The sequence below is a fragment of the Azospirillum sp. A26 genome (genome assembly GCF_042604635.1).
In the GTDB taxonomy this organism is placed as follows: Bacteria; Pseudomonadota; Alphaproteobacteria; order Azospirillales; family Azospirillaceae; genus Azospirillum; species Azospirillum palustre.
Map to the genome: position 1 here is coordinate 65084 of NZ_CP170473.1, position 13008 is coordinate 78091.

Below are 13008 nucleotides of genomic sequence, written 5' to 3' on the forward strand. Positions count from 1 at the left end.
TGTCACAGACGGGGCATGAGGATGTAGAGACCGATCACGTCGACGGGCGTCACCGCCTCAACCTTCACGGCGGCCTTGGACCCCAACGCCTGCCGGACGCGCTGATGATCCTCTGCGAGGACGGCGGCGCGCTCACCGGCCAGTGCGTCGAGCGCCGGCCTCAGGGCGGGCAGCGCCGCGACCGCTCTGGCGATCTGCGCATCGCGCACGGCGTCCACCACGTTGGCGCTGGCAGCCTCCAGCAGCGCGAAGGCGGCATCGCCATCGGCGATCCGTTCCATTGCCTTGCCGGCGAAGGCGATGGCGCCCGCCTCCTCGGCCATGGCGAACCGGGGACCGAGCCGCCCGCGCGAGTCGATGCGGTGGCGGATGCGCACCAGCAACAGCGTGGTCACACTGTCCACCCCGTCCGTCTCCCACACGCCGCAACGCGGCAGGGTTGCCGGGTCGTCCGCTGGGGCATGGCGGTCGAGCGCGTTCTCCAGGAAGCTCTCGGCCAGGATGCCGGGCAGCGGATGGGCCCGGTGGATCGACAGGTAGCCGGCAGCGGGCCGTGCCTCGAACGCGATGCGCAGCGGCTTGGGCTGGGCGCTGTCGTCCAGCAGCCCTTCGGCCTGGAAGCGCTCCTGCAGGCGGTCGGGGGCGAGGTGCAGGGACGCGGCAAAGCCGCGCGACAGCGATACGAGACCCGTTCCCAGCCGCATCATGGAGCGGGAGACGAAGCGCTCCGCATCCTCGAAGCCGCCAAGGGCCTTGCGCGTCGCCTCCCACTCCGGAATCACCTCGTCCGGCTTCAGGGTCCGCTGGGCGAAAACGGTGCGGGCCTTCTTCTCGCGCTCCGACGCGTTGGTCCAGGCGACGTCGATCTGCTTGGCGGCGTCGGTATCGGTCATGCCGAAGTCCAGCGACATCTGCCGCCGTTCGCGCGCGCGCAGCAGCACCGCCGCCATCAGCGCCTTGGTCAGGCTGCCGCCGTCGTCCGGCATGGGCACCTGCACGCCGGTCTGCTTCTCGATGGCGCGGGCCTTGCGCAGGATCACGTCGAGCACGGCGCCGTCGACCGGGTTGTTCTCTCCGTATAGCAGAACGGTGCGGACCTTCTCGTTCTTCTGCCCGAACCGGTCGACGCGCCCTTCGCGCTGCTGGTGGCGGGTGGGGTTCCAGGAGAGGTCGTAGTGGACCACCGCGTCGAAGCAGGACTGGAGGTTCACGCCTTCCGACAGGCAGTCGGTGGCGACGAGGATGCGCCGCTCCTCCTCCCCCAGCGCCAGCACGCGGGCCTCGCGCTCCTCGCCCGGCAGGGCGCCGGTGACCGTCTCCACGGTGTGGTTCTTGAACGCCTTGGCGATCGCCGCTCCCACCGCCTCGGCCGTGGCGATGTAGCGGCAGAAGACCACGGGCGAGAAGCCGTCCCCGATCAGCGACTCCAGCACCCGCTTCAGCGCCATGAACTTCGGGTCGCGCGGCATGTTGGCGGCCAGCGTGTCGGCGGTGGCGACGAGGGCGGCCAGCCGCGGGTCTTCGATGGCCGCACCCGGCTCGACGTCGTCCTCGGTCAGATCCTCGCCGTCCAGCGTGGTGGCGGCGATCCGCTCCGCCTCGGCCGTGTCATCCTCCTCCAGGATGGCGCGCGTGCGCAGGGCCCGCGCGGCGGCGGCCGGGCTGGAGCCGACGCAGCGCATCAGCGCCAACGTGCCCCAGAAGGCCAGCCGCCGGCCCCGCTCGCCCTGCTGGGCCTCCACGACTTCGGCGCAGTAATCGAGGACGTCGCCGTAGAACCGCTCGACCGTGCCGGACAGGCTGTATTTCTGCTCCGTCGTTTCGCGGATGGGGAACAGGCCGGGTTCACGCCAGGCTTCGATGTCGGCGCGGCGGCGTTGGATGAAGTATCCGGCCAGCTTCTCGCGAAGGGTTCGGTAATCGTCGCCCGCGGCCTCCCGCAAGCCGCCGAACTCCGGCGCCAGCAGGCCGAGAAGGTTGTGGAACGCCTCCTCGTCGCCGGAGTGGGGCGTGGCGGTCAGCATCACCAGATGGCGATCGGTCCGCTCCGCCAACTTGCGCAGGAGGTCGAAGCGCCGGTGCCGTCCGCGCCCGCCGGATACCGCGGCATGCGCCTCGTCCACCACCACCATGTCGGGGCAGGCGCGCAGGAAGTCGTCCAGCCGCCGTTCGCTCTTGATAAAGTCCAGGCTGACGACGGTGAAGGGATAGGCCTCAAAGACGCTCATGCTGGTGGGCAGGTCGCGCTCCAGCCGGGCGGCCTCCGACGCGGTGACCGGCGTGGCTGTCAGGGCGAACTTGCTCTCCAGCTCTGCCGTCCACTGTTCGACGAGATGGGGAGGGCAAAGGACGGCGAAGCGGTCGATGTCGCCGCGATCCAAAAACTCCCGCAGGATCAGAGCGGCCTCGATTGTCTTGCCCACGCCGACATCGTCGGCGATCAGCAGGCGCACCGTCTCCTGCCGCAGCGCCATCATCAACGGTGCCAGCTGGTAGGCGCGCGGTTCAAAGTTGATGCGCCCGGCGCTGCGGAACGGGCCGGCGCCGCGGCGCAAGGACAGCCGCAACGCGTCGCGTAGCAGAACCGCCGCCTCACGCGGGCCGGTCCGCTCGCCCGTGGGTGGATCAAACGTGGCCGGGCTGATCGGCTCGATCTCCAACTCGGGGACCAGCGTCTCCACTTCCTGCTCTGACCCGCTGAGCGGGCGCAGACGCAGCGCGTCGCCCGATGACAGCACGATCCATTCGCGGCCACGGGCGCGGACGAGCTCGCCCGGGGAAAACGGCATGGCAGTGGTCACGAGTTGCGGTCCTTCAGGACATTGGACAGGGTGGAGAGCGTGATGGTTCGCTGCTCAGGATTGCGCGGCAAGCGATAAAGATCTACCCCTTTTGCGGCAAGGCTGTCGGCCAACTCCTCCGTTGCGTCGGCATCCTCGATTGCGGCGATCCGCGCCGCCCGCCAGAACCAGGGGACGGAGACGCCTTCGACTGTGATCGGCCCGTCGCCCGGCGGGCAGCCTGGAAGTCCACCACCAGTGGCATCCGCGTCGGGCGCGCGGCTTTCCGAAGTCGCCAAACGCAGGAGAATGGTCAGCACCTGCGCGTTGCGGCGGTCGATCCGTTCATGGTCGGGCTGGTTGAAATAGGAGAGCAGGCAGCGGTAGCAGCCGGCCACGCACCGGGCCGGCGCGTCGCGCAATGCAGCAGGATCGCCCGCAGCGTCATCGATGCTCGCTTCTTCGATGTGCATCGTAACCAGCGCCGCGCGCGCCACCGCCCGGAAGCCGTCGGCATCATTGACAAGGCGGGATAGGGCGCCGGCGCCGCCCTCGGCCGCCTCGTAGAAGAACAGCGCATGGCGCTCCCTCCGGCTTGGAGTCGGCTCACCCAGGATTTCCCCTTCCTCGAGCTGGTAAACCGTCTCGATTCCGCGGGCCAGCGCGTGCTGGAGCGTGGCCATCACGGTGTCCACGGCATCTCCTGTCGCCAGCCTGAGCGCCTGCGGGAAACGTAGTAGAAGCGCGTTCTTGCGGTCCTCTACCACGGGCGTGATCTGCTGACGCGCCCGCAGGGGATCCGGTGCCCCCTCATCGGATTCAGCCCCAACCCACCGGCCGGTGCGCGGATCGATCCAGAAGCCGATATCACCCTCGTTGCGGCGCCGGCGGAGTCCCTTGTTGATCCGCCGTACCGTCGCGGCCGGCGCAAAGGTTGCCGTCAGGATCTCGCCGTCGGCATCCTCCAGCACGCGGGAAACGACGCCCGTAGCGCGCTGGAAGGAGAAGGTGGTCTGAAGATCGAAGCCTTGGCGGCGGCGATCCTCGTCGTTGGCGGTGATCCGCTCCACCGGACGGGTGCCGACATTCTCGATGCGGTAAAGGCGCGTGATGATCGGCGGGTTGCGGAGTTCGTGACCACAGACGTGGCATTCCTCCGGCGGTTCGCCATCATGACTGGCGCCGCACATGGGACAGACCGATGTGGCGAATGTCGCCAACATCCCATCGGGGCCACCGCCAGCGCCCTTGAGCAGGGCGCGGTCGACGCGGAATGCCCTCCCTTCATGATAGACGAGGCTGCTCGGTCCGAACTCGGAGATGGCGAGGAAGCGGGCCCGCTGGATGTAGCGGCGCCCCTCGCCGCCTTCACCGCCAGGCACGTAAGCCATCAACGGCAGCCGGGGGAAGTTATAGCCCGGTAGAAAGCCCTCCGTGGCAAGATACCGGTAGACGTAGAAGTCCGCTCCCTGGCTCTCCGTTCCTCCCAGGAGGATGGCGATCTGGTTGTTGCCGTCGCGCTGGCGCAACTCGGCGGCCTGCCGCTCGCGGGACGAGATGGAATAGTCCCGCAAGGTCCGGGCCGCGTCGTCCACCTGCCGCTCTGCCGACGCCAGCAGATCACGCCAGCGGTCGAACACCGAGGCGAAGCGGGACGGCGCCTCCTGCACCACGCGCCGCGCCACACCATTCACGTCGGTGAACCATTCCGGCGGACTGTCGGCATAGTCGGCTGCCAGCGCGGACAGGACCGCCGCGACTTGGCGCTCTCCTTCACGTGCAGTTTCCGCATCGACGGCCTTTGCCGCAATTGCCGGGAGGAGCGGCTTCCCCGAAACCTCCATGTCCAGGTTGGCACTGATCGACGCTTGTAGTTCGATGCGGCTGGCCGCCAGCCATTCCGCATGAAGATGGCTCTGCACCAGATCGGGGTTGGTCAGGTCGATCGAAGGCGGGCGGACCACGCCATCGACCATCGCCTTCGGCTGCTGGAAGAAGTACTGGTCATGGGGGCTCTGCGCTGCGCAATAGGCAAGCACCAGCGCCGCCTGTCCGCTGCGACCCGCCCGTCCGCTGCGCTGAGCATAATTGGCCGGCGTCGGCGGAGTGTTGCGCATGTAAACGACGTTCATCGACGAGATGTCGATGCCCAGTTCCATGGTGGGGGAACAGAAGAGCGTCGGAAGGAAGCGGCTGTCTTCCCGCAGTTCCTTCAGACGCTCCGTCTCTTTTTCAAGCAGCTTTATGTCATCCTTGCCGTAGCGGAACCGCGCCTCGCGCAGGCGTCGCCGGTCGCTGTCCACCTGTGCGGTGTGCTCACGCCCTTCCAGGCCGAACAGCGCCCCGCCGCCGGCCTCCAGCAGAGCGGCGATCTCTCCGTAGAGGCTACGAAAGAAGCGGTTGTCGTGCTTCACGTCAGGAGAGCCGTCGGCGGTCCGGAAAAGAACGGCGGAGGGGTTGAGGCGCCACCCATCACCTTCGATGGGCGCAACGACCTGAAGCGTCAATCCGTATTCGACCCCACCCCGCAGCAGTGTTTCAATGATGCGGATCAGGTCGGCGCCGGTCGGCCGCGGGCTCCCCGGAGGTCCGAAGGGAAGCGCCCTGAGAGCGCGGCCGACTGCACTCTGAGGACTTCCGCGAATGATGAGGTCTTCGTCGCGGATCTGCATGTCGCGCCGCGCCGGCGGGCGCGGCATGAAGGTTGTGGCCGTCCGGGGCCGCTCATCGTCCAGACACCAGGGGGCCTTAATGGACGAACGGGCACGGCTCGCAACACTCTCCATCCGCAGGCGGTCGAGCGCATCGGTTGCGACCGCCAGTCCCTTCCGCATGATGTCGAAGACCGCCTTTGCTGCGGCCGCACGCTGTTCGGGCGAAGAAATGCGCAACAACTCGGGGCCGCCGGCGAAAAGAGCCTCGTCGCGAACCATTTCGTCGAGCGACGCATAGACCGCTTCGATCAGCCCCAGTTGTTCGAGGTTCGGGTTGGTGTAACGCCAGCCGCGCCGCTGATCGACCCAGAAGCGGTGGGTGAGGACGTCGCGCATGGTCCGTTCAGCGTTAAGGAGGTTTCCCCCCTTCAAATCGGGCTCGAGCAGCCACTCGACACGGCGCTCCAGGTTGCCGGCCGTAAAGCCGAGCATCCGCTGAACCATTTGCCCGATTTCATCCTCTCGGCATCCCTCCTCACCGCATCGGGAAAGGGCAGCTAGAATCGCGCCGCGCAGCAGCGTTACGAAGATGAAGTCGTTGAAATGCCCGGCCTGCAATGCGGCATCCTGCCGGTTGTCAGTGAACGCCAGCAGCTTGCGCGCGTCGCGCTCAATGGCGTGGCCGGCACCGTGCATCCAGCGCAGGATGGCGGTGATGATGATGGTTGTGGCTGAGCTTCGGCCCTCCGCGCTGAGGGAGGCGAGCCGGTTGATGTCACGCGTAGAGTCGCTGTGGTAGTCGCCGCAGGCCGGGCAGAACTTGAAGCGGCCGGGAAGGAACCAGGCTCTCCGGCCACCCCCGCAGGTTCCGTCGGGTCGAACCATAACCAGTTCGGCGCGCGTGCGGCGGTAAGTTGCCTTCAGCCGGATCTCGCCTGCCCGGGTTTCCTCCAGCCATGGGTCCGGATAATCCTCCTCCCGCCCCTGGAAGGTGAACTCCCCGTCGACCGGTTCGGGCATTAGGAAGCCCCATACGCCGGCTGCCCCGTCGGGGTCATCGTTCTCGTTCAGCGGAACATCGTCGATTTCGCGCTTCTCGAAGCGTCTGGCACCCTCCTCGTCCAGCGCCGTTACCGGGTGATGCTCCTGGCCGCAGTTGCGGCAGAAATGGGTTGCGAACAGGCGCTTCTCTGGATGGTCGGGATCGAAGATCTGGCCGTCGAAGGTGACGGTCCGCTGATCCGGGGCATCCAGCGTAGTGTAGAGCCGCCCGGCACCGGATATGAATTGATGCAGCTTGAATGCAAACAGCGGTTCGTCCCGTCCATCCGGGACGCCGCGATCCTTCTCGGATTTGCTGAAAGCCAGAAGAGCAGCCTTCAGAGCCTGTCCACACCGCTCCTCGTTGCGCCCGGCTTCCTCGCTCAGCGCTCTCGCAATGTCTTTCAGCGACTGTGGCGAGCCGCGACGCGGCTTCTTGTCGACATCGCGAAGGCCTACCCGCGTCTCCATCCAGACTGCCAAGGGATCAAGGGCGACCTCTTTGTTGCTCCACCCATCATACGCGTTGCCTTCCGCCACCCGGTCGATCGCCTCACCAAGACCGGCCAGCCCATGGTCGGCTGACCGAGTGGGGTCGGTAACCCGACGCAGTGTTTCCGTGACGACGGCATCCCGCGCGATCGGTGTCCCGAACAGACGGGACGCCACGTCGGCGACAACTTTTTCGCGGTCCCCGTCATCTCCTTCACTGGCCATGGTCGCCGAGGTGCCGATGCAGACCGGCGGCCGTTGCGGATTGCCGACGCGCGCGCGCAGGCGCCGCATGAGCATGGCAACATCCGCACCTTGTCGGCCGCGATAGGTATGCAACTCGTCGAGAACGACGAAACGAAGCCCGTGGCAGTTCTCGATGACCTGCCGGTCGACTTTGGACTGGCGGGTCATCAGCAACTCCAGCATCATGAAGTTGGTGAGAAGGATGTCCGGAGGGTTGTCTTTGATGCGATCACGCTCCTCCTGGCTCTCCTGCCCGGTGTAGCGGGCGAAAGTAACGGAGAGCGCCCCGTCGGCCTCGCCGACGAACTTCTTCAGTTCCTCCATCTGGCTGTTGGCAAGCGCGTTCATCGGATAAACGATGATGGCGCGTGTCCGAGGCCCTTCGCCGGCGCGCTTCGCCTTGAGAATCGCGTCGACTATGGGAATGAAGAAGCAGAGCGACTTGCCCGATCCGGTGCCGGTCGTGACGACGAAGCTCTTTCCATCGACGGCGAGGCTGATCGCCTGCTCCTGATGGCGGCGGAGCTTGAGGGTACGATCGGCTTGATCCGGATGGGCGCGTCCATCATGGAAGATCCTGGCGCAGTCCGGATCCAGCCCCTCTCTGCCGATCAGACTCTGAATGGACCCTCCAGCTTCGAAGTGCGGATTGAGCTGAATGAGCGGTTCCGGCCAGAACCGGCGCCCGCCGTATTCTCTGTCGACCTGCTCCTTGATCTGCGTCGACCTGATCCGGACGAAAGACCGCGCGAAGGCCATGTACTGCCTAAGAAGCCATTCATCCAGCGAGAACACGTCCATGGGGGCTGCTTTTCCTTGACACGTAAGATGGAACAGATTTGCGCAGGTTGGCGGGGCGAAGTCCGGCGCGGATCATCGAAAGGGATCGGCGATACGTCAAGCAGCTAGAACTGCTACTTCGGCGCCAGAGCACACAGCCCACCCCTGACCATCGGCGATGACGCCTACCGTCTGGTGGAAGAGAAACTCGATTGGCTGGAACTGAGCTTGGGTTGCCTCGCCAGTCGGGGGTAGATCGTTCATGACCGGCTGTGGTGTTGGGCAGAGCATCAGCATTCGAGCCAATTCCCACGCCGCCTGTGGTCTCTCCCACCCATTGGCAGGCTCATGCCGGGCTGACGTAACACCAAGGGGCACTCCTGTCACACTTGTCTGTCGCACAACAGCGCGCGATATGTGACGGAGAAGCGCGCAACCCGTTGATTTCTCTTTGTGCAGCACCGCGCCGGTGAACGTCGTTGGGGGTCCTAGTCCCCCAACTAAGCTTCCAAATATCGCGTTCGGATTGATCGCTCCATTGTGCTCTGCCGCGCCTTTTACATGGGCGAATAATTGCAGAACATTTCTTCCTGTTAGAATAAATGGAGGGATATTCTGTGTTTTTCTTGTCGTTTCTCCTAAAAAAACAACAATTTGTAGCTGGCGGTGATGGATTTCAGCAGCTTTTACTGATGCGTCCACTTGCGGTAGGTGCTTTTTGTTGTGTACCAGTTGGGTTCACCGGGGACTGATTTGATGAAGGGGCGGTCCATTCTTCAACGTGGAACGCGTGTTCGGTAAAGGCCAAATCCTGCCCCCGCAACCACCGACAGTTGACAGCCCGCCTCCAACGAGGCGGGCTGTCGGCGTTTCGGGTCCGCTTCGGCGCACGCCTCCAGGATCGCCAGCAGGTCGCCATGAAGCTGGGCCTCCAGCCCGGCGCCCGAGGGGCAAGGGGACAGCACGACACGGTCGACCATGGACCGGATCATCTCCATCGCGGCCATCCCCTCGTCGCCGTCGCCGAGCACGGATTCGAGCTCCGCGATCTTCCGCCTGTACAGCTCCGGCAGGTTGGCCGGCAGCAGCATCTCCGGCGCCTCCGTCCCCAGGGCGCCGATCTCGGCGGCGAGCGTGGCACGTTCGGCCTCCAGGGCGGACAGCCGCTCCTTCAGGGACGGGTTGTACATCCCGTTCTCCACTGCCTCCAGGATCGACGCGATCTTCCGGTCGATGCCCGCGAGAGCGCGCTCCTGGTCGCCGCGCCGGTTCCTGGCCTCGGCCTGATCACGCCGTTGCGCCACCACCATTTCCTCGATAAAGGCGGCGACCACGTCGGCGCCGAGCAGGCGCTCCTTCAGCCCGGCAAGAACACGGCCCTCGATCGCTTGCCGGCTGATGGTGCGGTCGTTCGGGCAGGTGCCGGAATTCCGGTGCCCGGCGCAACCGTAGCGGTCCTTGCCCATGATTGTGTAGCGGCCGCCGCAGACGCCGCACACCAGCACGCCGGACAGAAGGAAGCGCCGGCGATGCACGCGGTTCAGAGCGTTGCCCTGCTCATCCCGACCGATCTCGGTGGCAACCGCCTCCTGTCGCGCCTTGACGCGGTTCCACAGAACGTCGTCGATGATGCGCAACTCGGGGACTTCGACAATCTCCCGCTTTCCCTGAGGGTTGATGCGGGCGACGCGCTTGCCGGTGCCCGGATCCTTGACGAACTCGCAACGTCCCCATTCCCGAACGCCGGCATAGTTGGCGTTGTTGAGGATACCGGTTCCGCGCGCGACCTGTCCGCGGATCGTGGTATCGACCCATTTCCTCCCCCTGGGACCTGGAACCTTCTCATCGTTCAACAGGCGGGAGATGGCGCGGGGGCTCATGCCGTCGGCGTACAGCGCGAAGATGCGGCGGACAACGGCGGCTTCGCCCGCATTGATGCGGCGATACCCGCCACCTGCCTTGTCGCCGTCGACGACGTCGTATCCATAGGCTTTGCCGCCGGGAATACGTCCCTCCTTGGCGAGGCCGAGATGGCTGCGCCGGGTCTTCTGACCGATCTCCCTGAGCTGCATCTGTGCCATCATGCCCATGATGGCGACGTGGATCGTGCTGATCTCGCCGAAGTCCGGCGGCGGCAAGTGGCTCGTTGAGAGCGCGCGCTGTGGTCCTGAGCGTCGCTTTCATGCGCCGAAGGTCGACCTCCGGCAGCGGCAAAGCAATTAAGGCTTCCTGCAAGGAAGCAAGTGTCGTCTCTTCAAAAGTAGGAAGGACGAGTTCTTTCAGTCCAGCAACAGTGTGCATGGTGGTGTCTCCCGATCTGTGGAATGATACGGAGGTGAACGGTGTGTTCGGATGGGAATATAGCATGGAACAAAACGGAAGGTTTTGTGCCGGCACGTATTCCCAATGCTTCTACTCGGCTGATGAACCAAGTGAACAGGAAGAGAATGGGGTGATCTCTAGCGCCGCAACGACTTTATGAAGCGTTCAAGATCCTGAGCATCCGCATCGAGAATCTGATTGCGGACCCAGCGCTGTGACATCCGGCTGATCTCGGCAGCTTCGGCGACGGTCAGCATGATGAGCTTCGATTGAGGGGAGGGCGTTTCCATCGGCAGTGCTCGTCTGGTCGAGGGGTGGGGTCAGGTCGACTGGGGATCGGTGACGGCATGACCGAACTCGTGAGCGGCCGCTCGCCCAAGCAAGCGGGCCAGGTTCACCAACTGCTCCGGCAGGCTGTCCGGCGGGAGAGGGAGCCGTGCTGCTCCGGTTCCGCTAACACCAAAGGACTGATCTGGACTGCTCGTTATCTGAAATCCTCCAAGGGGAATGATGACGAATGGAATAAACCGGACTTGCCTTATGTGCGATAGAAACCTCCTGCCACAATTTCGCTATTTTCCAGCCACCGGTCTGAGGCTGGAGAAAAGAAAAAGGCGCTGGGAATCCAGCGCCTTGGGTGATCTCAGAAATAGGGACCAGCGGGATCGTCGCTTACCTCTTCCATGGCGGCAATGCCACACTAAGTTCGTTGGCGACGGCCCGGCTTCGGTAGATAGTCCGCTCCGAGTAGCCGGACTCCCGGAGATGGGCGTCCTGTACGTTTGCAATCGCGCGCTTCACCTGAATTGGAGCAGCGCCTTCAGCGTCGGCCAATTCGACAGAAACTTCTGTGCACACGTCGAGTGCGTTCAAGGTGGTCTTCAATTTACGGGGACGGCCGCGTTTCCCGCGCTTGAACACGAAGTGAGGGACCTTGGAGCAAGAGGGTATCAAGCGATCGGCAAGAGCCTGCTGATCACTGGAAGAAAGATCGCCCTTCTGCAAAGTACGGATCAGCGGCCACAGATCGTAGTTGGCATCCAGTTTCAGGAAAATGTCGGTGTGGTCATACGAGAACATGGTGAGTCTCATGAATATCGCACAGGGCAGGGCTTGGGTATGCAGTGCTGGAGGAAATATTGTGGAGCGACCTACAGACCTTCCTCCAGGCCAACAATCACATGAACATCGACAACACTGCCCCCTGGCAGTGTGACGGTCTCAGCAGGGTTATAACTGTGAAGGAGGAGATCGCCGTCATCAGTCCAACCGCGCCACTCGCGCACGCAAGCGGTGCCGTCAGACAGGCGGATGAGCACCCCAACTTCTGGGACCGGGGACTGACGCGGGTGGACATAGAGCGTTTGCCGAGGCGTGAAGCGCGGGGCCATCCGGGTGTCAGCGACGCGAACACCGTAGGCGTCCTCCACGCTGTTGAGGCAGGGTGGCGTCAGGGCGGTTCCAACGGGAGCGGCCTGCAGTGGAAAACGTCCCTGGATTGGGGGGCGTGCTGTCGTAAAGGTGAAGACGGTTATTGTGCCAGCGGAGCAGACGCTCTGAGGTGGACTAGGTTCTGTCGCGTCTGGTGAGAGATCAACGGGATCAATGGCATCGTTGGTGATCAGCATCAAGAGCGCGATCTGGCTGTCTTCCATCAGCAACGCCTGTGGCTTGACGCCGAGGTGCGGAGCAAGCCGGGCTGCCCAATTGAGCGACAATGATCGTTGCCCATTTTCAAGCTTGGCGATCTGCGACTGAGTCGTACCGACCCGCTTGGCAAGTTCGCCTTGCGACAGTCGCTGCGATGCCCTGATGTCTGCCAGCTTTGACACAATTGACCTCGATAGGATCGTATCGGAATAGGATGATACCGAAAGGAATTGAATGCAATGCACATTCTGCAACGTTACGGCTGAGCCTGGAATGTACGTTAGGCATGTGCGACATCGGCTTTATCCACGGGCGCGCTCCAGCGCGCGCCAAAATGGCTTGGAGCGCAAAATGTGAATCGACCTTTGACGCAGGGGATTTGTCATCTGCTAGGAGCATTGTAAATTAAATCTGATCGGCCATAGGCGTTAGCTTGGGCATGAAATGGAAACGTTGAAAGCGTGCCTTGCTAATTAGAACGGAGAGGGAATAGGATGAGCAGCGAAAGCTTCGGTAAGGCCTTCGTCGACTGGAAGTCATAAAGTGGCTGCTGGCCGCAAATTTGCTAATGACAATGATAGCGGTTTTTCTTCTGATGGATTGAGAGCTCGTTTCGAAGGTCGCACTGACAGGGTGACTGCGCTAGAGTTCAGCCATCGTCAGGGCAGTCCTTTCAGCGTTGCTGAAAAGGCCAGAACGCCATATCGTGCCGGGCGTCCCCACCTGATATGAGCGATGCACATTATGTCGTTCCACACGGCAACCACGTGTCATAGCGTGGCCGCTAGACCCCCATGTCCCTGCTGAGCTGCAGGTGGCTCGTCTCACGTTATGTCACACACGAGGATTGCGCTGGGTGGGCCGGCGCCGAGCCTCAGACACAGGAGACGAGCCATGGAGCAGAATACCGGGGTGTTTGTCGCCATGGACACGCACAAAGAGACGATCGCCGTCGCGGTAGCCGAGGCCGGGCGCTCGGGCGAGGTGAGCCGGTTCAGCCTATGCCGAGTTGGAATGGCATCGGTCGAAGACTGAGTCCGGGA

7 protein-coding genes are annotated in these 13008 nt (G+C 63.7%); 1 reads left to right on the forward strand and 6 read right to left on the reverse strand.

Annotated elements, in window-relative coordinates:
• Positions 1-2 precede the first annotated feature (2 nt).
• The 6 genes from ABNQ39_RS15015 to ABNQ39_RS15040 form a co-directional block, all read right to left on the reverse strand.
• Positions 3-2789, reverse strand: a complete 2787-nt coding sequence (locus ABNQ39_RS15015; protein WP_376961197.1) for a DEAD/DEAH box helicase — start codon at positions 2787-2789, stop codon at positions 3-5.
• An 8-nt stretch (positions 2790-2797) separates the two neighbouring features.
• Complete coding sequence (locus ABNQ39_RS15020) at positions 2798-8014, reverse strand: DEAD/DEAH box helicase (protein ID WP_376961199.1); 5217 nt, start codon at positions 8012-8014, stop codon at positions 2798-2800.
• Positions 8015-8769: 755 nt separating this feature from the next.
• Positions 8770-10131 carry a recombinase family protein gene (locus tag ABNQ39_RS15025; protein ID WP_376961201.1) on the reverse strand — a complete coding sequence of 454 codons (1362 nt, stop codon included), beginning with the start codon at positions 10129-10131 and terminating at the stop codon, positions 8770-8772.
• A 321-nt stretch (positions 10132-10452) separates the two neighbouring features.
• Positions 10453-10605 (reverse strand): hypothetical protein, encoded by a 153-nt coding sequence (locus ABNQ39_RS15030; protein ID WP_376961203.1) that lies wholly within the window; start codon positions 10603-10605, stop codon positions 10453-10455.
• 382 nt (positions 10606-10987) lie between these two features.
• Positions 10988-11407, reverse strand: coding sequence for a hypothetical protein (locus tag ABNQ39_RS15035; RefSeq protein ID WP_376961205.1), 420 nt, complete (start codon positions 11405-11407; stop codon positions 10988-10990).
• A 59-nt stretch (positions 11408-11466) separates the two neighbouring features.
• Positions 11467-12147 carry a helix-turn-helix domain-containing protein gene (locus ABNQ39_RS15040; RefSeq protein ID WP_376961207.1) on the reverse strand — a complete coding sequence of 227 codons (681 nt, stop codon included), beginning with the start codon at positions 12145-12147 and terminating at the stop codon, positions 11467-11469.
• A 712-nt stretch (positions 12148-12859) separates the two neighbouring features.
• Here ABNQ39_RS15040 and ABNQ39_RS15045 point away from each other — a divergent pair.
• Complete coding sequence (locus ABNQ39_RS15045; protein ID WP_376961209.1) at positions 12860-13000, forward strand: hypothetical protein; 141 nt, start codon at positions 12860-12862, stop codon at positions 12998-13000.
• Positions 13001-13008: the final 8 nt, after the last annotated feature.